The organism is Erythrobacter sp. QSSC1-22B, from assembly GCF_001678665.1.
Taxonomy (GTDB): Bacteria; Pseudomonadota; Alphaproteobacteria; order Sphingomonadales; family Sphingomonadaceae; genus Qipengyuania.
On sequence record NZ_LZRP01000013.1, the window covers coordinates 17063 to 37964 of the forward strand.

The window sequence follows — 20902 nt, forward strand, 5'->3', positions numbered from 1 at the left end:
TGGGCGGTGATGCCGCTACGGCATCGCCCCTTGTTCAAACTCCGGCTTCTCAAGACCGCATCGTCTTGTAATCATGGCGACTTCAACGCCCACCATGGCCTGCAGACGCTGGAGGAGAGGATGGCGCTCGACCGAACACAATGGCGCAAGAACGCCGCGTATGATTATCTCGACCACCTCGATGCAGAGGGCCTGGCCTGGGAATGCTTGCGCCGAAATTCCGGCTATCGGAAAGACTATGCCGCCGCCGCCATCGAACCCAACGCAATCGACGATGTGATCCGACAGCAATGGGGGTTGCGATTTCGCTACGAACCCGGGGCATTCTGCAAGAGACGAAACGATATTCTGGGCACCGGAAGTCGATACCGCGCTCGTTATGCTGACCCCGAGCTCGGGGCTGCCCGGATCATACGAGACAGCACCGCTCAAACTTGAGTCGGTAAGATCGCGCCTGGCGCCCGACGGTCTCTACACCTGCCACGGATCCGGGCGATCATCAGTCTATGCCGTGTTGCTCGGCGAGGTCGATCCAACCCATTCCGTATCAGCGCTTATCCCCATTGACGCCCTCAGTCCGGATCGTCTTGCCGGTGCCGAGCGTTTCTGGCGGATCGCAAACGGCTTACATGCGCCCGACACCCGTTTGAGCAATCAGCGCCGAAGCAGGCTGGTGCTGATGATCCGTGCCGCCGATGGCGACGCTGTCCGCGCCTCGCGGCGACAGATCGCAGAAGGGTTGTTTGGGAAACGCCGGGTCGCTGCAGAATTATGGGCCGAGTCGTCGCTTCGCTACGCCACGATCCGCCTCGTGCGGGATGGTCGGGCGATAATTGACCACGGCTACCGCGATCTTCTGCGCCATCGTCGCAGACCTTAGACGCCACTAGGGCTCACACACCCACTCCAATCGACCCGACACTGCCGCGCGCTTCGACGCTGTGCAAAATAGCGTCTGCCTTCTTCGCACCTGCGCATGCCGGGGGCGCTTCGCCATCGTGGCCTCCAATCGCCGCCGATCATCGGCAGCACGCCTGGAACCCACGGAGGCCCGATCATGTCCGCAAACGCCGCCCAGCTCCCCCCACGCTATCTCAGGACGCCCGAAGCGGCCCATTTCCTCGGTCTCTCCGGCCGCACGCTCGAAAAGCACCGCACGTATGGCACCGGTCCCGACTACCGCAAACTTGGCGGTCGCGTCGTCTATTCCGTGGAGGACCTCCAGGCTTGGGCGGACCGCGGCGCGGTCACGTCGACCTCCGATCCGCGCGGATCGGTCCTCCCCGCCAAACGCCAGGACGATGCAGCCCTTGCGCCGTCCGGCGGCGACCCGCGCTAAGCGGTCGAGCGCACACTGCAATGTTGCGGAAACCCCAAACCCCGTCCGAGCGCGCCCAATTGGATCTGTTCTATGCGACCAGCAGCGATCCGGCCCCGCGCGATGCGCAGGACTTGATGGCCTATCCCTTCTTCAGCCTCTCAAAGAAGCACCGCACCCGCCCGATCGACTATGCGGTGGCCGACGTGGTGATCCGTGTCGAAGCGGTCCCCGAACACGGTATGGCGACGATTTGGGATGCGGACATCCTGATTTGGGCCGCGAGCCACCTGGTCGAGGCGCGCGATGCCGGGTTGCGGACATCCCGCCTCATGGCGGCGACGCCTTACGAGATCCTCACCTTCATCGGACGCGGCGTCAGTTCGCGCGATTATCAGCGCCTCAAGGCCGCGCTCGACCGACTGCAGTCGACCACCGTGGCGACGACCATCCGGCAGCCCGCAGTTGGGCGGCGCCACCGCTTCTCCTGGATCAATGAATGGGTCGAGCGCACCGATAATCAGGGGCGCCCCGCCGGGATCGAGCTGATCGTTCCCGACTGGTTCTACAGCGCCGTGCTGGACGACGCGCTCATCCTCACGATTGACAGCGCCTATTTTTCCCTCACGGGCGGCTTCGACCGCTGGCTTTACCGGGTCGTGCGCAAGCATGGTGGGCGGCAGCGGAACGGGTGGCGGTTCGAGTTCCGGCATCTCTATCTCAAATCTGGCAGCCTCTCGCCGTTCAAGCGCTTCGCCTTCGAGCTGCGCGACATTGTCCGCCGCCAACCGCTTCCCGGATATGTCCTGTCGATCGAGGTCGAGATTGGCGGCAAGACGCTGCTTGCGTTCGAGCCTTCGACCTGTGGAAAGGCCGTGGACGGCCTCGTGCCAATAGGAACCCGGCCTATCGTGCCATTAGGAACCGGACTGTCGTGCTATCAGGAACCGAAATCGCGCCTAAGCTACGAAGATCAAAACGAAAAAGCCGCCCTTAACTTAGAGTCTAACCCAGAATCTAACTCTTGTAGAGCGCGCGCGACTGTGGAGAACGGCTCTGGCGGCGGCGCAGACACCACTGGATTCACGTCCAACACGTCGCATCGCAAGTCCGATTCAAAGGCGGCTGGCAGCGTTCCTGTTTCCGGAAAAGGAGCGAAGCGGTGATCGTCGCTTTGCTCAACCAAAAGGGCGGTGTCGGCAAGACGACGCTCGCCCTGCATCTCGCCGGCGAATGGGCTAGGCAGGGATTGCGCGTCACTCTGATTGACGCTGATCCGCAAGGCTCGGCGCTCGATTGGTCACAGCAGCGCGCCCGTGAAGGACTGCCGAGACTGTTCGGAACTATCGGCTTGGCGCGCGATACGCTGCACCGCGAGGCCCCCGAGCTCGCCCGCGATGCAGATCATGTGATCATCGACGGACCACCGCGCGTGGCGGCGCTGATGCGCTCGGCGCTGCTCGCCGCCGACCTTGCTTTGATCCCCGTGCAGCCGTCTCCGTTCGATGGCTGGGCGTCCGCCGAGATGCTGACGCTCCTTGGCGAGGCGCGCGTCTATCGTACCGATCTCGCGGCCCGGTTCGTCCTCAATCGCTGCGCCGCGCGCACGATCATCGGGCGCGACACCGCCGACCATCTAGCCGAAACCGAACCGCCGAGACTGTCGGCGAGCATCGGTCAGCGCATCGCCTATGCCGCCAGCGCTCAATCCGGCAGGCTCGTCTTTGAAGCCGGAGGGAACGACCGCGCCGCCGCAGAAATCACCGCCTTCGCGGACGAAGTGCGGGGGCTCGCACGATGACGCGGGACCGCTCGAAACAACGCTTTGCCGCCCGTCCCGCGACGCCGGACGAATGGGTCAGGGACTCGAATAGATCAGCTGAGCGCGATCGTGCGGCGACGGCTTACACCGCCCGGTTGACCGTCGACATCACACCGGAACTCCGCGGCCGGATTAAGATTGAAGCCTTCCAGCGCGGCGTCACCGTAGCCGACATGCTGCGCGCGCTTCTCGTGGAAGAGTTCTCCGACCGCGACGGAGAAGCGAAATGAGGTACTCGGCTTCGCCTTTGTCCGACACGCCGTCCACGACCGCAGATCGGGATTTGGGCACGCTCACGCATGTCAAAGTGATCTGGGTCGAGAAGCGGATTGAACACTGGATCCGGTTCGGACGGGCGACCGGCGAGCGGATCATCAATCGTCGTCAGCGCATCGTCGCTTTCGCGCCTGGACAAATCTTCGGGTTCGTCCGCTGGGCGGCGAACGACTACGGCACGATACTCTCCCGCATCGACATCGTGCGCGCCGTGAAACCCGGTGAAGCGCACCAAACACTCCCTTCCGTGCGCCCCGGCGGCGACATTCTGTTGACAGTAAAAGGATGGCCCAAGGTCGAACGGGTGCTGCAGATCGTCGACACGATTGAGGCTCTGGGCATCGATCCCGCCAATGTGGCACCCGACCATTGGTGTCATGTCCATAACCGGATGGCTGCACGCCAGTCGCCCCGCGCCTACACGCAAGCCCGCCATACCGCATGGATCAAACGGCGGAGGGTGGGCCGATGAAACGCCGAATCTGGTCGTTCATCGGTGCTGCCGCGATCGTCGGCATTGCGGTTCCGGCGTTCGTCGAAACGCCCGACCGCCTGATCTGGAACGTGACACCGTCCGCCCCTCTGGGCCTCTACCAGCTGCATCCAGTGACGCAGCTTGCCGTGTCCGATCTGGTCGCGCTGGAGGCCCCCGAAACAGTGAAAGCTCTCCTCGCCGAACGCGGATATCTGCCGCCCAATGTCCCGCTCCTGAAGCACGTCGTCGGGGTGCCGGGGCAGACCGTCTGCCGGATCGGCCCCATCATCACGGTTGATGGGGCGGTGATGGGCACCGCTCAGAACAATGACAGTTTCGGGCGTCCGATGCCGGTCTGGGAAGGCTGCGAACGCATCGCGGCGGACGAACTCTTCCTCATGAACAGCGACGTCGAGAACAGTCTCGATGGGCGCTATTTTGGGCCGATTCCATCCAGTTCGATCACCGGTTTGGCGGTCCCTTTGTGGACCGATGAAGACGGCACGGGCCGCTACCGATGGCGCGCGCGATCTCCCTGATCGGCCCGATCCCCGGCACGCCGAACCTCCCTCAACCACCGCCTGAAAGGACAGACAAATGGCACATATCGGACACTTCACCCGCACCAGAGATGGCTATCGCGGCCACCTTAAAACCCTCACGCTCGACGCCGAGCTGATCCTAATTCCTGCCGAACAATCCGACAGCGAGAACGCGCCCGACTACCGCGTTCATGTCGGCGAAGACGACCAAAGCCTCGAGATCGGTGCGGGCTGGAAGCGCACGGGCGAAAAAGCCGGCGACTATGTCTCGCTGGTGATCGACGACCCGGCGATGCCGCATCCCATCCATGCCAATCTGTTCCACTCCACGAGCGAGGAAGGCGCTTTCCTTCTGACCTGGAACCGGCCGCCGAAGCGCCGTGAACAGGGGAAGGACGGTGCGTAGCCCTCGTCTCCGCGTGACTGCCGGACGGTATCAGACCGTTCGGTTCGTGGCCCTCCTTCTCCTTTCCGGCCTGCTTTTCGGTGCAGCAATGCCGCCCATCACGGTCGCGCAGCGCGCAGCGGTCGAGCGACCAACCACCGCTCCCTATTCCGCGCATGTCACCGAAGCATCGCAGCGGTTTCGCATTCCCGAGACTTGGGTTCGTGCCGTCATGCAGGTCGAAAGCGCAGGACGCGTGCGTGCTGTCTCCAGTGCGGGCGCGATGGGCCTGATGCAAATCATGCCCGATACCTGGGCAGGGCTGCGCCTTCGCCACCGCCTTGGCCGCGATCCCTTCGACCCGCGCGACAACATTCTCGGCGGCACAGCGTACCTGCGCGAGATGTATGACCGGTTCGGTTCGCCCGGTTTCCTCGCGGCCTATAATGCCGGTCCGGGTCGCTACGAAGAGCATCTCGCGACCGGTCGGCCGCTGCCGCGCGAGACGCGCGCGTACATGGCGATGCTGTTGCCGATGATCGGTTTGGCGCCGCGTGACAGTACCGCCACCGTCGCCGCTCCGCCGCCCGACTGGCGAGAAGCCCCACTGTTTGTCGAACGCTCGAACGGCAATTCGACTGCAGCGTCCGTGCAAGAAAAACGCAGAACTACTGACGGTTCCCTGACGACGCCTGTGCGCACCGACGGCGCGCGAAGCGAACAGCCGGATGGCGCAGTCCTCGTGCAATCGCGCGATGAGAGGACACCATGACGACCGCAATCGCATTTCGCACTCCCGGATACAGCAGCGCAGTGTGGCGTATGTTGAGGGGGAAGGTCAGCAATGGAGAGAGGGGATGGCGAGATAAAAGGGCGCGATGTGCGCCTCGGTTGTGGGGAGTGTTTTCAAGGTTTTATGCTTTGAATTCGCGAGGTGCGCCTGAACGGCACGGCCTGCAACCTTCCTGCTTTCCGAGTGATTTCAACGCGTTTGCGCGATGTGCGGGTTTCGCACCATGAGCAACGACGATGATTTCCGCATCCGCCCCGGCCGCATTCGGTCATCGTCCAGCCAGCGCGCGCGGCCTTTCATCGCGCAGGCGCTTGCGGCAGCACAGCGCGCCGGCGGCAACATCTCACGCTCCGGGAAGATCACGTCCGGCACCCGCTCTTATTTCGGGCGCGGCAAGCGTGCCAGTGTTCAGGCCAATCGCTGGCTGACCAGCAGATCGCGCAACGCTGTCATCAAGACCCGCGTCGTCCGACATGGGCATCGCAGCGCCCCGCTCGCTACCCATCTCTCCTACCTGCGCCGCGAAGGCGTCACTCGCGACGGCGTGAAGGCGCGACTGTTCGGACCGGAGTCCGACGAGATCGATCCAAAAGATTTCGCCGAGCGTTGCGAGGACGACCGCCATCATTTCCGTTTCATCGTGTCGCCCGAGGATGCCGTCGAGATGACGGACCTCAAATCCTTCACCCGCGATCTGATGCGTCAGGCGGAAAAGGATCTGGGCACAAAGCTCGACTGGGTCGGTGTCGATCATTGGAATACCGAGCATCCGCATATCCACGTGATCGCACGCGGCCGCGCCGATGACGGCGAGGACCTCGTCATCGCCCGCGACTACATCAAGGAAGGGATGCGCGCCCGTGCTCAAGATCTGATCACGCTAGAGCTTGGCTATCGCACCGACCGGGACATCCACAATACGCTCGAACGCCAGATCGACGCCGAGCGCTGGACCAGTCTCGATCGCCAACTTGCGCGCGACGGGTATCGCACCGGCGTCATCGATCTCGCGCCGCAGCTGGGACGTCAGCCGAACGAATTCCATACCCCGAAAGTCGGTCGTCTGCGCAAGCTCGAATCGCTCGGCCTCGCCGATCAGATCGGACCGGGCCAATGGGTGATGGACGATAGCGCCGAGACAACCCTGCGCGAACTCGGCGAGCGCGGCGACATCATCAAGCGCATCCATCGCGGGCTTACCGAGCGCGGCATCGAGCGGGGCGCATCGAACTATGTGCTGGCCGGCGAAAGTATCGGCGATCCCGTCATCGGACGATTGGTCGATCGCGGTCTCGATGATGAGTTGAAGGGCACCGCCTATGCCGTGGTCGACGGCGTCGACGGCCGCACCCATCATATCCGACTGCCCCATATCGACGCCGCCGGAGACAGCGCGCCCGGATCGATTGTCGAGCTGCGCAAGTTCGAGGACGCGAAAGGACGTCACCGTGTCGCGCTCGCCGTCCGTTCCGATCTGCCGATCGAGCGGCAGGTGACGGCGATCGGCGCGACCTGGCTCGACCGGCAGGCCATTACCCGCGAACCCAAACCGCTGGGCGGGGGCGGGTTCGGCGCTGAAGTCAGCGAAGCGCTGGAGCGGCGCGCCGATCATCTGATCGAGAAAGGTCTAGCGAAACGGCAGGGCCAGCGCGTGATCTTTAATCGTGACCTGCTGAACACGCTGCGCAAGCGTGAATTGGAAGCCACAGGAGAGAAGCTCGCAGACGACATCGGCCGTCCGCACACGCCATCGGCGACCGGGGAATATGTCGCCGGCACCTATCAGCGCCGCATCGCGCTCGCCTCCGGCCGCTTTGCGATGATCGACGACGGGCTCGGCTTCCAGCTCGTGCCCTGGACACCCTCGATCGAGAAACATCTCGGCAAACACATCTCCGGCATCGCGCGTGGCAATGGCGGCGTCGATTGGGATTTCGGCCGCAAGCGCGGGATCGGAATTTAGCTCGGAAAGGAAAAGCGATGAACGCGACGAAAATACTCTGGGGCCAGATCGTCTTCGTATCGATGATCGTGCTCGGCACGTCATGGGCGGCGACGCAGTGGACAGCCTGGCGGCTGGGGTTCCAGCCGCAGCTTGGAACGCCGTGGTTCGAGCTGCTCGGATGGCCAGTCTACTTCCCGCCGGCGTTCTTCTGGTGGTGGTATGCCTATGACGCCTATGCACCGCCGATCTTTATTGAGGGCGCGATTATCGCGGCATCGGGCGGGTTCATGGCCGTAGCCGTCGCGATCTTCATGTCCGTATTACGCGCGAGAGAATCGCAGAACGTCGATACCTATGGATCGGCGCGTTGGGCGGAACCACGAGACGTCAGGAGCGCCGGGCTGTTCGATCCAGACGGCGTGGTCCTCGGAAAACTCGATCACCACTATCTCCGCCATGACGGACCCGAACATGTACTGTGTTTCGCGCCGACCCGGTCGGGCAAGGGCGTCGGGCTTGTCATCCCCTCGCTGCTGACCTGGCCGGGATCGGTCATCGTCCACGACATCAAGGGCGAGAACTGGCAACTCACGTCGGGCTTCCGCGCCGAGCATGGCCGGGTGCTGCTGTTCGATCCGACCAATGCGAACTCGTCCGCCTACAATCCGTTGCTGGAAGTCCGCCGCGGCGAATGGGAGGTGCGCGACGTCCAGAACATCGCCGACATCCTGGTCGATCCGGAAGGCTCGCTGGAGAAACGCAATCACTGGGAAAAGACCAGCCATGCACTGCTGGTTGGTGCGATCCTGCATGTCCTTTATGCCGAAGCCGACAAGACGCTCGCCGGCGTCGCCAATTTTCTGTCCGATCCCAAACGCGGCATCGAGCTGACGCTCAAAGCGATGATGGTTACCGCGCATCTGGGTGAAGCGGGTCCACATCCCGTGATCGCCAGCGCCGCACGAGAGCTTTTGAACAAATCCGGCAACGAACGCTCCGGCGTTCTCTCGACCGCGATGTCGTTTCTCGGTCTCTACCGCGATCCCGTCGTTGCCAAGGTAACGCGTCGCAGCGACTGGCGCATCGCAGATCTGGTCGAAAGCCCGGACCCGGTCACGCTCTACCTCGTCGTGCCGCCCTCCGACATCAACCGCACCAAACCGCTGATCCGCCTGATCCTGAATCAGATCGGTCGCCGGTTGACGGAAGACCTGGCTGGCCATGACCGGCGCCACCGTCTGCTCCTGATGCTGGATGAGTTCCCCGCATTGGGTCGACTCGACTTCTTCGAGAGCGCGCTCGCCTTCATGGCGGGCTACGGCCTCAAAAGCTTCCTGATCGCGCAGTCGCTCAACCAGATCGAGAAAGCCTACGGTCCGAACAACTCGATCCTCGACAACTGCCATGTCCGGGTGAGCTTCGCCACCAATGACGAGCGCACAGCCAAGCGTGTGTCCGATGCGCTCGGTACGGCAACTGAACTACGCGCGATGAAGAACTATGCCGGGCATCGTCTGTCACCGTGGCTCGGTCACTTGATGGTGAGCCGCCAGGAGACCGCACGCCCGCTTCTGACTCCCGGCGAGGTGATGCAGCTTCCGCCGTCCGACGAGATCGTCATGGTGGCGGGCACGCCTCCGATCCGGGCGAAGAAGGCGCGCTACTTTGAAGACGCCCAGTTCCAGGCACGCATTCTGACACCATCTGCGCCCGAGAAGGCAGCGGCCCGAGCTGACGATTGGAGCGCGCTACCACTACCGGCGCGACCGGATATCGCCGATCCGGAGTCTCAATCCGATCACGACGAAGCAGGCGGGACGCAGCACGAAAATCGCAAGCAAGCTGAGCTCGATCAGGCGCAAATGACGGAGGAGTCCAAGCCAATGGACAACGAATTCGAACCCGATCTGAAAAAACCGCCGACTGACCGTGCCGCGCAACTGCGCTTGTTCGACCAGCAGGCAAGTCAGGTCGCGCGGCAGGCTTCGCTCGATCCGGACGATGGCGTCGATATGTGAGGGCGCGGCAATGAAGCAACGGAAAAAGCAACGCCTGTCCGTCTATCTCGATCCGGAGATCATGACGGCGCTCGCCGACTATGCGGCGCGGCGAGATCACTCACGGTCCTTGGTTGCCGAGGCCGCGATCGCGTCGTTCCTGTCACCCGATGCGGCGGAGCGGCAGGAGGCCGCGACCACCAAACGTCTCGATCAGATCGACCGCCGTATGACCCGGGTGGAGCGCGACGTCGGCATATCGGTTGAAACGCTAGCGGTTTTCATCCGATTTTGGTTGGCGACGACACCACCCTTGCCGGAACCTCAACAGGTTGCCGCCAAAGCTCAGGCCGGCACGCGCTATGATGCATTCGTTGCAGCTCTTGGAAGACGGATCGCGCAAGGACCGAAGCTGCGGCAGGAGATTTCGGAGGATGTTTCGGGTCGATAGTGCTGGTTACTTCACATTATCGTATGCCCGCTGTCGACCCAGAGTTGGTCGTTCCTTGGCAAATCGGCGCAGCCTGATAGCGGACATTTCCGCGCGCTATGTTGGAGGCCGGGAGCGGCAACAACTGGGTGTATTCTGTTGAAAAACTCGAAGCACGTAATTTTGCTGCGTCGCTGAGTGCGAATTGAATCAGTATGCGCCGTTCGACGAATCAAAATTTTACTCCGCAAGTCCTCAACGTTCAAAAATTTCGCGATGTTCCAGAGAGCCGACTTTTTCAACACAATAGGGTGGGAAGCGGTCAGACGGCTTTTGGCAAAATGGTGCCTTACATCTCGGTCATTTGTTGAATAATACATGCGCTGGTTCCAGTAGCGATCAGCTTTCCATCAAGTTTGCGCATTTCGCCATGCGCAGTGGCAACCGTTCGGCCACCTGAAACGAGAGTGCCCATGATTTCGAGTTCATGCTGCTGCCCGCCCGGCAATGCGCGAATGAAGCGAACGGAAGTGTCCAGCGACGCGAAGCCTTTGCCTTTACTAAGGGTGCTAAGGACGGCCAGCCCCATCGCCGTATCGAGGGCCGTAAGCGCCAAGCCGCCATGGACGATGCCGCCCGGATTAAGGAAGCTATCATCAGCAGTGATACGAAGGACAATTTTGCCACGCTCATGATGGTACATTTGAAGCGGTATGCGCTGTCCGATTGGAGGTTGTGGCAATTTGCCATCTTTCATGGCGGTCAGGAATTCCATTCCTGACATACCGGCAGCTATTTGCGGATCGGCTATGCCATATCGGATCGTCACCACGGTTCGCCAAATGGTCTGATCACGCTGTCGAAAGACCATGCTGATTTTAGCTGATGCGCTAGTCTGTAGACCTCGTCCGCAATGTCATTAGGCTGCGCAAAGAAATCATCAGGTTTGTCCGGCGCCATTTTTCGTGTCCAAGCCAGGTCGATCACCGCGTCGATTGCAATGTAGGCGCAATGAACACCCTTCGGCCCGACTTCCCGCGCAATGCTCTCCAATAGGATGCGCTGGGCAGCCTTAGTTGGAGCAAAACCTGCAAAATTTGCCTTGCCCCGATAGGCCGACGTGTTGCCGGTCGCGAGGAAAGCACCGCCTCCGCTATCGATCATTCTAGGTATCAGTGCTCGCGCGATGTCCAGCAAAGCTTCGACATTGATAGTGAAATTCCGGGTTAGATCGGCAGGATCGATATTGAGATAGTTGCCGAACGTGCCTCCGACCGCATTGTTGACGACTATATCGGGCACGCCTTCACGCAAAACCGCCTCGATAAAATTTAAGCGCTCCTTAGGATCGGCAAGGTCGGCACAGATCGACACGGCGTTGCCTAGCTCGTCTTCTAACTCGGCAAGTCTTTCCTTGTTGCGGGCATTCAACAGCAATCGGTAGCCATCGCCCGCAAACCGCCGTGCGATCGCCGATCCAGTGCCTGGCCCGACGCCAGTTATCAGACACACCCTTGGCTTATCCTTCATGCTGTCATGGCCTCCACCAAAAAGTCGAGCCGGTCATTTCCAAAGAAGTTGCCATTGTCGGTGTGAAAGAATGGAACTCCAAACACCCCATCCGAAACCGCTTTATCTACTCGCTTATCCAACGCATTTTTTGCATCATCGCGAGTAGTCCAATAACGCACAAAGCGCTCGTTCTTTGCGGCAAAGAAGTCCCGCATTTTTTCGTCGTCGCCGATCGGTGCCTGTTCGGCCCATACTGCAGCAAACGCCGCCTTGGAAAAGGCTTCTACATCGTCCCCAGCCACAAGCGCAGCTTGGAGTAAGGGTGCAGTTGAGAATGTCCCAAACGCAGGATGAACTGCAAATGGCACACCCAACCTCGCAACCCAACGGGCGACATCTTGTCCCGAGTAAGTTCGCTTGGCTTTGCAGGTGAGAGATGTTGGAACATTGCCGACCTTCTCCATCACCATGCCAACAGCTACCGGTAGCAATTCCACTCTGCGACCAGTTCGCTGCTCGATATCGGCACGTTGTCCGAATGCGAAGTAGGAATATGGGCTAACGAAATCATAGTAGAGTTTGATAGGCTCGCTCATCGTCAATACTCCTTCAATAGCGAACAAGGGCGCGACCGGCCGTTTTCTCGGGGAATTCGGCGAGATCGTATAAACGGTCTTTCGCCGCGAAATATGCGCGCGGGAATGCAAGCAACGGATGATCGGCAGGTATCTTCGCAAGCTGTGCGATGCCTAGCAAACTAGACGTTCGGCCACTGGTCGCCAGATGACCTTCCGGCCACTCAAACAGCTGTATCCAGATCGAACGGGACGCGCCTTCGATACCTTCTTTACCGGTAATTTTGAGGATGGCTTTGGTAATAGCGCGGTGGCATTCGGACTTGCGGTCCTGATCCATCGACCCTTCAGGGACGTTCAGTTCGATCAGCCATCGGCCAGCGACTGCCTCGAATGTGCTGTCACTTCGTCCGCCCAGATACCAGTCCTTGGTTTCAATAGGTTGGAAGCGAACCCAGGCTATTGAACGGCCTTCAGGCGTATCGGCGCCACCTTCGATTGCGAGGATCACTTTTGTCAGATCCTCAGCAAGTTTGTCCTTTTTTGCTTGGCTGAGTGCTTCTGGTGGATGTTGCACTGTCATCATCGGCATAATCATTCTCCTTATGGTAGCTTAAGGATACCGATTCGATTGGTATTGTAAAGATACCTTATGCCGATTATCTGTAAGGGAATGACCCGCACCTCTCTCGATCATCACAATTGTAGCTTTGCGCGAACGGTCGACATCATAGGCGATCGTTGGTCGCTTATGATCCTTCGCGATGCGTTTTACGGGGTTCGGCGGTTTAGCGAATTCAAACGCCGCCTTGGGGTGACGCAAGGCATTTTATCATCCCGCCTCGCGCAGATGGTTAAGCGGGGATTGCTTGATAAGCATTTGCTGGACGACACATCGTCTCGCGAGGAATATCGGCTCACTGCTTCTGGACGTGCGATGTTCCCCATTGTCGTTGCAATCATGCAGTGGGGTGACGATCACATACACAGCACAGACGGCCCTCCAATCCGATTGTTCGACAAAGGCAGCCAGCAGGTGCTGGACGCTCTGACAGTCTGTGTCGGGGGAGAGCCATTGGCTCTGCAGAACGTCGGTTTCGAACCAGGCCCCAATGCAAGTTCGGCTACGATATCGGAGTTCGAAAAAGTGGCCCGAAAGGCTTTGTAAGGGCTGCTTGTGGTGAACTGGATCAGATAGTCCGACGGCTGCTGTTGGGTCTATTATGTTGAAAAACTCGAAGCACGTATTTTTGCTACATCGAGGAGTACGAATTGGACCGTATGCGCCGTGCAACGAATTAAAACGTCGCTCCGCAAGCACTCATAGTTCGAAAATTTCGCGACGTTCCAGAGAGCCGACTTTTTCAACAGAATTGGGTCGGCAGCTGACGTTCGGCTTCCGGCGGAATGCCGTCTGGAGCTGCCTGACCGGTCTCGGGATCGTGGACGGCCAGCGGGAACGGCTTAAGCTGGGTGGCAAGCCGAATGGCTGCTAGTGGCGCGCATTTGAGCCTTTCGAACCTTCTGCCTTCGCTGGTAGAGGGAATAGCCTCGCAAATGCTTCGAACATTGCCGGATCGCCCTGAATAGCGAGACCGGCCTGCTGCGCGTCGTCAAGCGACAGGCCACCATATACCACACCTGCGACAAGATCAGGATTGCCAGCAACTGTCGTCTTGGCGTTCGCAAGCTGGTTTGGTTCGATCGTCAGTTCTCCATTACTCACGCTTACGCTGTGAGCCCGCCTGTCCAGAATGAGATCAAAATTCAGGTCTAAACCGGCCGCCCGGTCGGCATCGAACATCGTGCGGAACGAGAGCATGACCGACGCAGCACTCATCGGCATGCCTTGCGCCATGGTCGGTGATTTGGCGGCCCATTTGCCAATCGATTTAATGATCGGCTCAAGTTCCGCTCCCCACTCAGTCAGTTCGTAGACCATGGCGGGAGCCGGTGGCGGTAATTGCCGTCGAACGGCAATATATGATCGCTCCAACTCACCGAGCCGAACAGTGAGGATATTGGAACTGATACCGGGCAACGCAGCCTTAAGATCACTGAACCTCTGCGGTCCGGGGATCAGCTCCCGTATGATGAGAAGCGCCCACCGCTCCCCAAACAAATCGAGCGCATGGGCGGTCGCACAGCCATCGTCATATGGTTTCTTACGGGGCATGAAAGGCAGTTAGTATCCTTTTATCGAAGTTACCAATTGTTTTTAGCAATCATGCTGTCATGATAAGCAACGAATCAGATGAGAGGATGGTAGTATGGCTTATATGGATTGTGTCGTTTGCGCGGTGCCCACTGCGAACAAGGAAGCCTATCGCAAGCACGCGAAGGAAGCATTCCCGATGTTCAAGGAGCAAGGGGCGGAATCGATGATCGAATGCTGGGGCGACGATGTGCCGGAGGGCAAGGTCAACTCGCTCCATACAGCGGTCGACCGCAAGGCGGACGAAACTATTGTGATGTCCTACATCCGTTGGCCCTCGAAAACCGCCCGCGATGCTGCTTGGGAGAAAATCATGTCTAATCCCGAGATGGAGAAGATGGACATGCCGTTCGACGGCAGCCGCATGATCTTCGGCGGTTTCGAACTGCTTGTGGAAGCATTGTGATGAGTAGCGAACCCAAAGTTCGCACTTGCCTCGGCATTAATGGAGACGGGGCGGAAGCTGCGGAATTCTATGTGTCGCTGCTTCCCGGTAGCTTCATTGAGACGCAATCATATCCTGACCCTGACGGCGCTCCGTTGGCCATAGAATTTATGCTTGCCGGCGCGCCTTACATGGTTCTGAATGCTGGCCCAGAATTTTAACACAGTATGGCCGCTTCGATTTCCGTGCTGACGGAAGATCAAGCCGAAACTGACGATCTGTGGCCGAAACTCCTGGAAAACGGCGGCGCGGAAAGTCGGTGCGGGTGGTTGGTCGACCGGTTCGGAGTGTCATGGCAGATCATCCCTAAGGCCCTGCCCAGAATGATGGATGCTGATGACAAGGACGCAGCCATGAGGGCGCGCAAAGCGATAATGAAAATGGCGAAGATCGACATTTTCGAACTGGAAATTGCGTTCTCTAGAAAATGAGTAACCGCCAACCTGCTGGTCAGTGTTGGGAATTGACGAAGGGAAGCAAGCTATGCGCGGGATGGTGTTCGTAAAAGCGACGATGTCGAGTGAACAGGGCATTCTGCCGACGCCTGAATTGCTAGCAGCAATGGGCAAATACAATGATGAGCTCACCGAAGCTGGCATTATGATTGATGGAGGGGGGCTCAAACCTACATCACAGGCCAAGAGGATCGTTTTTGACGAGTCTGACCGGACGATAGTAGGTGGCCCCTTTTCTGAAACCCGAGAGATCGTCTCCGGGTATTGGATCTGGCAGGTCAAAGATATGGATGAAGCAATAGTCTGGGCGAGGCGCTGTCCGAACCCAATGCCAACTCCCAGCGAACTCGAAATTCGCCCATTCTACGACATGGAAGATTTCGAATACACCGCAGGATGATTAGGTCTGCTTTTGGGATATTACGAGGCTACCCTTTACGACTGGAGTTGGGTCGTCACGAGAAATTTGGCTTACGTCGGAATTTGTGCTGAAGTTGCCTGACAGGTCTTGGGGTCGGGGAAGACCATCGGAAGAGGTTTGAACTGGGTGGGGAGCAGAATGGCGGCTTGTCGAATTCTAGTGGTCAAAATCTGACATTTGGTACCCGATGACGCAGCGGCCGAACGGCGGCAAGGGGTGGCTAGCGGACATTGGATTAGCTATCTAAGTGATAAGGGTCATCCGGGGATCAAGCACAGGCGACTGAGCACTTGGCCGTTAAGATGCGAATGGGGAAAAGGCGGTTGCATGTGGGCAGTATTCTCAGCCAACCATCCTCTTCAATGCCGTGGTGTGCCGGTCAATGAAATGGTGCTTCAGCGCCCCAAGAATATGCGCACCGAGGATGATGTAAATCAGGTAAGGCAGGATGTATTTGTGGAAGGTGCCCCAGATTATATAGGCATCGCTCTCACCCCAAAGCGGTTGGAGTTCCCAAGCAAAGAAGAAGGTTGGATAGCCGTGATAGCTGGTCATCACAAAGCCGGTAACGGGCATCGCCAGTAGCAAAACATACAGCAAGATGTGGACACGGTGCGCCCATTTTCGTTCTGCAGGTTTTAGCGAAGCGTCTAGCTCAGGGCGTTTGGAACGGCGGTTCCAGATCAGTCGGACCAAGAGCAGCGAGAAGATCAAAACACCAATTGTCTTATGCACCACATAGTAATGGTTCCGGAACCAAGCATCCTGCGGGATCATGGAGGCGAACATGCCCATCGGGATCATAGAGAGGAACATTATCGCCATGGTCCAATGGAGCATCCGTGAATTAAACCCAAAACGATCAGCTTCGTTTTCAGCTGGCAAAACAAGCTCTTTAGTGCTGTTGAACTGCTTGGTAGATACCCATAATAGCATCAGCCCAGCTACTAATGCCGCACTCGCCTGAGCCCATAAGAGCGCTGGCTTGGCAGAATCCATCGGCGTTTGGTTTGGCTTTGGATTTTCCAAAACTCCGGTTCCAAGGGCTCCGGCAAACCAAGTAACAACCGCAAGGCAACCAAAGGCCGCAAGCAATGTCCCGAATGCTCGCACCTTGGGTGCCCGCGTATTCATCAGCCATGCCGTCAAAATCGAGACAACTACAATCGCAAGTGCGATCCAGCTTTCCCCATTGGATATTGCCATTAATTCTTCCCGTAGGTCATTCGGTCTTTTGCGAAAGATTCTACCGCTGGATAGCCAGTTAGCTGACTTGAGTTACGATGGTTTCACGCGACTTGCGCACCTTGGCCATTGGCAGCAACCAATCACCTGTTGGATCGCGATATCCCAATGGCAAGAGGACGACCGAACGCAAGCCGCGTTCTTTCAAACCGAGTATTGTGTCCACGGCGGCAGGGTCAAAACCTTCCATCGGCGTGCTGTCGACTTCTTGCTCAGCTGCTGCGACCAAGCCAACGCCCAATGCGATATAGGCTTGGCGGGCTGCGTGGGCATAATTGACCTCTGCATCGCGCGGCACATAATTGGATTTCAGATTGCCATAGTAGTCGTGGATCAGCGGGATATCACCACGCGCCTCAATGTTGAGACTGGTGACCTCGTCGATCCGCTCCGCTGTGTAATTGTCCCAGGCTGCAAAAACCAGCAGATGCGAGCCCTCTGTAATCGGCGTTTGACCGCCTGCTACCGCCTGAATTTTGGCCAGAACGTCTGGGTTGGTGACCAAGACTAGTTCGAACGGCTGGGTGCCGCTGGATGTCGGCGCCATCCGGATCGCCTCGATGATTGCATCGACTTTTGCTTGTGGGACGGTTTTAGCCGGATCCATTTTCTTTGTGGCATATCGCCAGTTCAGAAGATTGAGCAGTCTCTTATCGGTCATAATCGGTCCTTATTGCCTCAAACCGTATAGATCGGTATAAAATTGTGACTAGATAACTATTCGGAACTGATTCTCGTTGCAAGAAGGCACAAGAATGAGACCCAGTCACACCAAGGGAACCATGATGGCAGATTGCTCGAAACTGACGCTTTCCAGTTCCGCAAAAAACTCAGATCAGTGCCCTGATTGTCAGCGCATCAACGAGGTTCTGACCAGAGTGGGCGACCGCTGGAGCGTGTTGGTAATCATCTCACTCGCCCAATATGGGACCTTAAGGTTCAACGAGTTGAAGCGGAATCTTGGCATCTCTCAGCGTATGCTCAGCCTCACCTTGCGTGAATTGGTGCGCGACGGCTTGGTCCATCGCAACCAATACCCCACGATCCCGCCCAAGGTTGAATACAGCCTAACAAAGATGGGGGAATCGTTTCGGGAGCCTGTCAACGCTTTGGGGATATGGGCGCTCGACAACCTCAGCAAAATCGACGCGGCGCGGGCCAGCTATGATGTCGACAAAGCCGAATAGAGACCGTCGACGGCGCATCAGCTAAATGTCCGCAATTGGGTCGAAACTCGTCGAAGACCGTGCGGCACCAAATGTCAGACTTTCACCACTAGTTGTTGAAAGCTGACATTGAAATTCGCTCCTTCAATGAATGCGCTCTTTCGCGCTTCGCTGCCCGACAATGACCATCAATCCAGGAATCATCATAAGCCAGAGCCCAGATATCGGAAGAAATAACCCCGATAGAACTGGCATCACGATCAACGACAGGGCGACGATCCGAAGCGTGTCGGCTCCTGTTTCACACCCGGCCACGGCGCGTATCAGCATTCCAGTCATCGTCATCAGCCAACCAAAAATAATGAACCAGAATGCAGCGAGTTCGCCGTACCCCCAGTCCAGGCCATTGCCTAAGCCCAGCTTCCATATCGACTGAAACTGGTCTGAAAAAAGAATCAGACCGATGATCGCATGGATCACGCCCATCACGGCCAACACTGTTCCTGCTAGCATTACCATATCGCGACCCCGAACATCGCCACGTGTAGCCAGAAAGCGAAGATAGAGAAGACGGACAACCCGATGGCGATAGCGAGAGCGTTGCCTCGCCATGTCGGTTTTACGACTTGCGCCTGTTTGCCCATGTTCCTCCGGTTTACGACCAGTATATCGACGATGGCAAAGATCAGAAAGCTGCCGAACAGCAGCAGGTCGCGCGCTTCGGAACGAGACAATAGATGGGAACCGGCCCAAAGCGAGACGCCGATTAACATAGGGTGCCTGAGTGCGCGCGCAATATGGTTCGATGGCACATAAGCGGCGGCGATCAGAATGGATGCAAGCCCCATACATATGATCGTTAAAGTGCGAGCTTCGAATGGCACCTTATAAATCGGGTCGCTACCGGGCATGCCGAAATAGCCAAGCACAATGAAGGTCAATCCCGCAGCAGACAGCAGACTATAGCCAGTCATGTAGGTAGAGTAGCCGAGCCGAACGACGATGGTCGCATCAGCCTCGCGCGAGCGAAACGTTGAGTAGAAATGCACACCGAAGAAAATGATCAGCCCACTGAGGAACAGGATCATCGTATCGTTCCTTCTGCACCGCTTGCATTATCGACAGCCGGGCAGTTGCCAGTTTTATCCTTATGCGTCCGCCCAAGAGCCTGTCGCGTCGCAACAGAAGGTTCCAGTTCGAGAGGCTTCACCATGACCCAGCTCCTCAAATTGGAGCGCGGATCGGATATTGTTTCGCACGTCCTGAAATTGAGATGTTCGTAAAAAGTCACATTGGCCTCGTTCTCGGTCTTCAGCACACAATGGGTTAGACCACCCTCCATCATCTGTGCGCAGGCAATCGCTATGACTTCCCGACCCGCCCCTTGGCCCATAGCGGATGGCTCGACGCCCACGCTCCATAGGTAACCTGATGTTTCGGGAAGCCTGCGTCGTATCAGCCGTTCGCAAGGTGCTTCGTGTCGCTGCATTCGGACCATGGCGGACGGGCCGACGGCGAAAGGCATCCAGATCATACCCGAACGGATCATGTTGATGACCTCCACAGGGATGCCTGTGACCGGAAGCCATGTTGCGGCGGCGATCTGTCCATTCGCACCGTGAACTCTGGCGATGTCACCTCGGATTTGGCATGCACGGATCGCACAGGCGAAAATGGCGACCAAATTGCGATGCCGGTCTTCGATATGATCCAATACATACCGCATTAGCGGGTCATTGGCGAAAGCCCGTGCTAGAAGCTCAGCGCTCATGCTCCGCCCAACAGCAAAAGCCGGAAAGGGACGAGCACCATCAACGCCAACACCCAAATGGTGAACAGGACAGTCAATACCACCAATCCGATCGACGACTTTCCCGATAGCAATGCGGGATAAGCTGCGAAGATCAGCCAACCCATCTTGTAAAGCAGCTGGATGAGCAGAACCGGAAGGTAGCGGACTGGATCGATGAAGCCAGCAATCGCTACGATCCCGATCGCCAGCCATAGCGCACCGAGTATTCGAATGAACACGTCTACGTCGATATCTCCGCCGAAGACGTATCGTCCTGCCATGGCAGGAGCCATCAGTGTAATTGCTCCGGCCACTCCTGCTGCGATGACAGCGACAAGATACATCAACCTTAATCCGGCCAGTGACGGTTCCAAGAAACCTCTCCCAAAAGTATGTTACCTGCTGTAACATGAAAGGGTATAAGCTCGTCAAGAAAAATGTTACTCGTGTCTACATGAAAAAAGATGTTGGAAAAAAACCTTATCATCATGGTGATGCACGTGCGTCACTGCTCAACGCGGTGGAAGACATCGTTCGTGAAGACGGTATTGAAACGGTTACGATCAGGGCTGCCGCAAAAGCTATCGGCGTTTCGCACGCGGCGGCGTTCCGTCATTTCGCCGATAAGCAGGCGCTGCTCACCGCCTTTGCTACGCGATGCGCTAACCAACTCGCCGAGTACATGGCGCGGGAAGCAAAAGATGCGGTAGATCCACGAACCGCATTCTATCAGGTCGGCCTCGGCTATTTACGTTTCGCTCTTGAACGACCGGGTGCGTTTCAGGCAGTTTTCCGGGATGCATTGCTCGATACCGATGACCCGAACTACCGCACAGCAATGAACCGATTGGAATCGCTTCTTCTTGGCGGCACACAGCGAGCGAATAAAGAGGAACTTCCGCCTACTGCCCTACTGGCCTGGGGGGCAACTCATGGTTTGGCAACATTGGCTGCCGATGGCGCATTGAACAATTTGCCACCGGCATCGCGATCGTTAGAAGGATTGGCAGCAGCAATCGCTCTCTTAGGAAAGGCATTGGATTGATTGATCTGCAAAATCTAAACCACTTTGGATCGAAACTTGACCGGGGGA

29 protein-coding genes and 1 pseudogene are annotated in these 20902 nt (G+C 57.9%); 19 read left to right on the top strand and 11 right to left on the bottom strand.

Annotated elements, in window-relative coordinates:
- The first annotated feature begins 30 nt into the window (after positions 1–30).
- The 13 genes from A9995_RS17260 to A9995_RS15045 all read left to right on the top strand — a co-directional run bounded on the left by A9995_RS17260 (position 31) and on the right by A9995_RS15045 (position 10004).
- A complete protein-coding gene (locus A9995_RS17260) occupies positions 31–438 on the top strand; it encodes a transcriptional regulator domain-containing protein (RefSeq protein ID WP_199797283.1) in 408 nt (135 codons plus the stop codon).
- A complete protein-coding gene (locus A9995_RS14990; protein WP_067614483.1) occupies positions 380–880 on the top strand; it encodes a DUF2285 domain-containing protein in 501 nt (166 codons plus the stop codon). Before A9995_RS17260 ends, A9995_RS14990 begins: the two co-directional genes overlap by 59 nt.
- A gap of 177 nt (positions 881–1057) precedes the next feature.
- Positions 1058–1339 carry an AlpA family transcriptional regulator gene (locus A9995_RS14995; protein ID WP_067614565.1) on the top strand — a complete coding sequence of 94 codons (282 nt, stop codon included), beginning with the start codon at positions 1058–1060 and terminating at the stop codon, positions 1337–1339.
- Positions 1340–1359: 20 nt separating this feature from the next.
- A complete protein-coding gene (locus A9995_RS15000; protein ID WP_145917002.1) occupies positions 1360–2484 on the top strand; it encodes a replication initiator protein A in 1125 nt (374 codons plus the stop codon).
- Positions 2481–3119 carry a ParA family partition ATPase gene (gene parA / locus A9995_RS15005; RefSeq protein ID WP_067614485.1) on the top strand — a complete coding sequence of 213 codons (639 nt, stop codon included), beginning with the start codon at positions 2481–2483 and terminating at the stop codon, positions 3117–3119. Before A9995_RS15000 ends, parA begins: the two co-directional genes overlap by 4 nt.
- Positions 3116–3370 (top strand): hypothetical protein, encoded by a 255-nt coding sequence (locus tag A9995_RS15010; RefSeq protein WP_067614487.1) that lies wholly within the window; start codon positions 3116–3118, stop codon positions 3368–3370. Before parA ends, A9995_RS15010 begins: the two co-directional genes overlap by 4 nt.
- Before the next feature lie 53 nt (positions 3371–3423).
- Positions 3424–3888, top strand: a complete 465-nt coding sequence (locus tag A9995_RS15015; protein WP_067614489.1) for a DUF2840 domain-containing protein — start codon at positions 3424–3426, stop codon at positions 3886–3888.
- Positions 3885–4430 carry a S26 family signal peptidase gene (locus A9995_RS15020; protein WP_067614491.1) on the top strand — a complete coding sequence of 182 codons (546 nt, stop codon included), beginning with the start codon at positions 3885–3887 and terminating at the stop codon, positions 4428–4430. The genes A9995_RS15015 and A9995_RS15020 overlap by 4 nt, the downstream gene beginning before the upstream one ends.
- A gap of 58 nt (positions 4431–4488) precedes the next feature.
- Positions 4489–4839, top strand: coding sequence for a DUF736 domain-containing protein (locus tag A9995_RS15025; RefSeq protein WP_067614493.1), 351 nt, complete (start codon positions 4489–4491; stop codon positions 4837–4839).
- A gap of 13 nt (positions 4840–4852) precedes the next feature.
- A complete protein-coding gene (locus A9995_RS15030; protein WP_369815863.1) occupies positions 4853–5590 on the top strand; it encodes a lytic transglycosylase domain-containing protein in 738 nt (245 codons plus the stop codon).
- Positions 5591–5834: 244 nt separating this feature from the next.
- Positions 5835–7574 carry a VirD2 family relaxase/mobilization nuclease gene (locus tag A9995_RS15035; RefSeq protein WP_067614497.1) on the top strand — a complete coding sequence of 580 codons (1740 nt, stop codon included), beginning with the start codon at positions 5835–5837 and terminating at the stop codon, positions 7572–7574.
- A 17-nt stretch (positions 7575–7591) separates the two neighbouring features.
- A complete protein-coding gene (locus tag A9995_RS15040) occupies positions 7592–9574 on the top strand; it encodes a conjugal transfer protein TraG (protein ID WP_067614499.1) in 1983 nt (660 codons plus the stop codon).
- A 10-nt stretch (positions 9575–9584) separates the two neighbouring features.
- Entirely contained in the window at positions 9585–10004 is a 420-nt protein-coding gene (locus A9995_RS15045) for a CopG family transcriptional regulator (RefSeq protein ID WP_067614501.1), read from the top strand.
- 328 nt (positions 10005–10332) lie between these two features.
- Here the strand turns inward: A9995_RS15045 and A9995_RS15050 are convergent, their stop codons facing one another.
- The 4 genes from A9995_RS15050 to A9995_RS15065 are packed head-to-tail and all read right to left on the bottom strand — an operon-like array spanning position 10333 to position 12662.
- Complete coding sequence (locus A9995_RS15050) at positions 10333–10758, bottom strand: PaaI family thioesterase (RefSeq protein ID WP_168157421.1); 426 nt, start codon at positions 10756–10758, stop codon at positions 10333–10335.
- 50 nt (positions 10759–10808) lie between these two features.
- Positions 10809–11513, bottom strand: a complete 705-nt coding sequence (locus A9995_RS15055; protein ID WP_067614503.1) for an SDR family NAD(P)-dependent oxidoreductase — start codon at positions 11511–11513, stop codon at positions 10809–10811.
- The gene (locus tag A9995_RS15060; protein WP_067614505.1) at positions 11510–12091 is read right to left on the bottom strand and encodes a 2-hydroxychromene-2-carboxylate isomerase; all 582 of its coding nucleotides are present in this window, start codon (positions 12089–12091) and stop codon (positions 11510–11512) included. Before A9995_RS15060 ends, A9995_RS15055 begins: the two co-directional genes overlap by 4 nt.
- Positions 12092–12104: 13 nt before the next feature.
- A complete protein-coding gene (locus tag A9995_RS15065) occupies positions 12105–12662 on the bottom strand; it encodes a tautomerase family protein (RefSeq protein WP_168157422.1) in 558 nt (185 codons plus the stop codon).
- A gap of 81 nt (positions 12663–12743) precedes the next feature.
- On the opposite strand from A9995_RS15065, the gene A9995_RS15070 reads away from it, so the two are divergent.
- Positions 12744–13238 (top strand): helix-turn-helix domain-containing protein, encoded by a 495-nt coding sequence (locus tag A9995_RS15070; protein WP_067614509.1) that lies wholly within the window; start codon positions 12744–12746, stop codon positions 13236–13238.
- A 324-nt stretch (positions 13239–13562) separates the two neighbouring features.
- Here A9995_RS15070 and A9995_RS15075 read toward each other — a convergent pair whose 3' ends face one another.
- Positions 13563–14246: a helix-turn-helix domain-containing protein gene (locus tag A9995_RS15075; protein ID WP_067614511.1), complete on the bottom strand. Its 684-nt coding sequence runs from the start codon at positions 14244–14246 to the stop codon at positions 13563–13565.
- Between the two features lie 94 nt (positions 14247–14340).
- On the opposite strand from A9995_RS15075, the gene A9995_RS15080 reads away from it, so the two are divergent.
- From A9995_RS15080 to A9995_RS15090, 3 genes and pseudogenes are all read left to right on the top strand, one after another.
- Positions 14341–14691: a DUF1428 domain-containing protein gene (locus tag A9995_RS15080; protein WP_067614513.1), complete on the top strand. Its 351-nt coding sequence runs from the start codon at positions 14341–14343 to the stop codon at positions 14689–14691.
- Positions 14691–15161, top strand: a pseudogene (locus A9995_RS15085) (VOC family protein). The gene A9995_RS15080 and the pseudogene A9995_RS15085 overlap by 1 nt, the downstream one beginning before the upstream one ends.
- Before the next feature lie 52 nt (positions 15162–15213).
- Positions 15214–15585: a YciI family protein gene (locus tag A9995_RS15090; RefSeq protein ID WP_067614515.1), complete on the top strand. Its 372-nt coding sequence runs from the start codon at positions 15214–15216 to the stop codon at positions 15583–15585.
- Between the two features lie 363 nt (positions 15586–15948).
- On the opposite strand, the gene A9995_RS16240 is transcribed toward A9995_RS15090, so the two are convergent.
- Positions 15949–16812: a cytochrome b gene (locus A9995_RS16240; protein ID WP_082992790.1), complete on the bottom strand. Its 864-nt coding sequence runs from the start codon at positions 16810–16812 to the stop codon at positions 15949–15951.
- Between the two features lie 58 nt (positions 16813–16870).
- Positions 16871–17512, bottom strand: a complete 642-nt coding sequence (locus tag A9995_RS15100) for an NAD(P)H-dependent oxidoreductase (protein WP_067614519.1) — start codon at positions 17510–17512, stop codon at positions 16871–16873.
- A gap of 124 nt (positions 17513–17636) precedes the next feature.
- Between A9995_RS15100 and A9995_RS17570 the strand changes: the two genes are divergently transcribed.
- Positions 17637–18038: a helix-turn-helix domain-containing protein gene (locus A9995_RS17570; protein ID WP_199797284.1), complete on the top strand. Its 402-nt coding sequence runs from the start codon at positions 17637–17639 to the stop codon at positions 18036–18038.
- 123 nt (positions 18039–18161) lie between these two features.
- Here the strand turns inward: A9995_RS17570 and A9995_RS15110 are convergent, their stop codons facing one another.
- The 4 genes from A9995_RS15110 to A9995_RS17135 are packed head-to-tail and all read right to left on the bottom strand — an operon-like array spanning position 18162 to position 20183.
- Positions 18162–18629 (bottom strand): DUF6463 family protein, encoded by a 468-nt coding sequence (locus A9995_RS15110; RefSeq protein WP_369815864.1) that lies wholly within the window; start codon positions 18627–18629, stop codon positions 18162–18164.
- Complete coding sequence (locus tag A9995_RS15115) at positions 18530–19105, bottom strand: NnrU family protein (protein ID WP_067614523.1); 576 nt, start codon at positions 19103–19105, stop codon at positions 18530–18532. Before A9995_RS15115 ends, A9995_RS15110 begins: the two co-directional genes overlap by 100 nt.
- Entirely contained in the window at positions 19102–19731 is a 630-nt protein-coding gene (locus A9995_RS17130) for a GNAT family N-acetyltransferase (protein WP_168157423.1), read from the bottom strand. The genes A9995_RS15115 and A9995_RS17130 overlap by 4 nt, the downstream gene beginning before the upstream one ends.
- A gap of 53 nt (positions 19732–19784) precedes the next feature.
- The gene (locus A9995_RS17135) at positions 19785–20183 is read right to left on the bottom strand and encodes a hypothetical protein (protein WP_168157424.1); all 399 of its coding nucleotides are present in this window, start codon (positions 20181–20183) and stop codon (positions 19785–19787) included.
- A 35-nt stretch (positions 20184–20218) separates the two neighbouring features.
- Here A9995_RS17135 and A9995_RS16250 point away from each other — a divergent pair, with 35 nt between their 5' ends.
- On the top strand, positions 20219–20854 hold the full coding sequence (locus A9995_RS16250; protein WP_082992793.1) for a TetR/AcrR family transcriptional regulator: 636 nt from the start codon (positions 20219–20221) through the stop codon (positions 20852–20854).
- Positions 20855–20902: the final 48 nt, after the last annotated feature.

Coding starts and splice junctions, on each gene's coding strand:
- A9995_RS15000 (WP_145917002.1), top strand. CDS start 1,360: ATGTTGCGGAAACCCCAAACCCCGTCCGAGCGCGCCCAATTGGATCTG.
- A9995_RS14995 (WP_067614565.1), top strand. CDS start 1,058: ATGTCCGCAAACGCCGCCCAGCTCCCCCCACGCTATCTCAGGACGCCC.
- A9995_RS15075 (WP_067614511.1), bottom strand. CDS start 14,246: ATGCCCCGTAAGAAACCATATGACGATGGCTGTGCGACCGCCCATGCG.
- A9995_RS15025 (WP_067614493.1), top strand. CDS start 4,489: ATGGCACATATCGGACACTTCACCCGCACCAGAGATGGCTATCGCGGC.
- A9995_RS15065 (WP_168157422.1), bottom strand. CDS start 12,662: ATGCCGATGATGACAGTGCAACATCCACCAGAAGCACTCAGCCAAGCA.
- A9995_RS15010 (WP_067614487.1), top strand. CDS start 3,116: ATGACGCGGGACCGCTCGAAACAACGCTTTGCCGCCCGTCCCGCGACG.
- A9995_RS16240 (WP_082992790.1), bottom strand. CDS start 16,812: ATGGCAATATCCAATGGGGAAAGCTGGATCGCACTTGCGATTGTAGTT.
- A9995_RS15070 (WP_067614509.1), top strand. CDS start 12,744: ATGACCCGCACCTCTCTCGATCATCACAATTGTAGCTTTGCGCGAACG.
- A9995_RS15035 (WP_067614497.1), top strand. CDS start 5,835: ATGAGCAACGACGATGATTTCCGCATCCGCCCCGGCCGCATTCGGTCA.
- A9995_RS15115 (WP_067614523.1), bottom strand. CDS start 19,105: ATGATCCTGTTCCTCAGTGGGCTGATCATTTTCTTCGGTGTGCATTTC.
- A9995_RS15100 (WP_067614519.1), bottom strand. CDS start 17,512: ATGACCGATAAGAGACTGCTCAATCTTCTGAACTGGCGATATGCCACA.
- A9995_RS17570 (WP_199797284.1), top strand. CDS start 17,637: ATGGCAGATTGCTCGAAACTGACGCTTTCCAGTTCCGCAAAAAACTCA.
- A9995_RS15050 (WP_168157421.1), bottom strand. CDS start 10,758: ATGGAATTCCTGACCGCCATGAAAGATGGCAAATTGCCACAACCTCCA.
- A9995_RS15055 (WP_067614503.1), bottom strand. CDS start 11,513: ATGAAGGATAAGCCAAGGGTGTGTCTGATAACTGGCGTCGGGCCAGGC.
- A9995_RS15060 (WP_067614505.1), bottom strand. CDS start 12,091: ATGAGCGAGCCTATCAAACTCTACTATGATTTCGTTAGCCCATATTCC.
- A9995_RS15090 (WP_067614515.1), top strand. CDS start 15,214: ATGCGCGGGATGGTGTTCGTAAAAGCGACGATGTCGAGTGAACAGGGC.
- A9995_RS16250 (WP_082992793.1), top strand. CDS start 20,219: ATGAAAGGGTATAAGCTCGTCAAGAAAAATGTTACTCGTGTCTACATG.
- A9995_RS15040 (WP_067614499.1), top strand. CDS start 7,592: ATGAACGCGACGAAAATACTCTGGGGCCAGATCGTCTTCGTATCGATG.
- A9995_RS14990 (WP_067614483.1), top strand. CDS start 380: ATGCTGACCCCGAGCTCGGGGCTGCCCGGATCATACGAGACAGCACCG.
- A9995_RS15110 (WP_369815864.1), bottom strand. CDS start 18,629: ATGGCGAGGCAACGCTCTCGCTATCGCCATCGGGTTGTCCGTCTTCTC.
- A9995_RS15080 (WP_067614513.1), top strand. CDS start 14,341: ATGGCTTATATGGATTGTGTCGTTTGCGCGGTGCCCACTGCGAACAAG.
- A9995_RS15045 (WP_067614501.1), top strand. CDS start 9,585: ATGAAGCAACGGAAAAAGCAACGCCTGTCCGTCTATCTCGATCCGGAG.
- A9995_RS15020 (WP_067614491.1), top strand. CDS start 3,885: ATGAAACGCCGAATCTGGTCGTTCATCGGTGCTGCCGCGATCGTCGGC.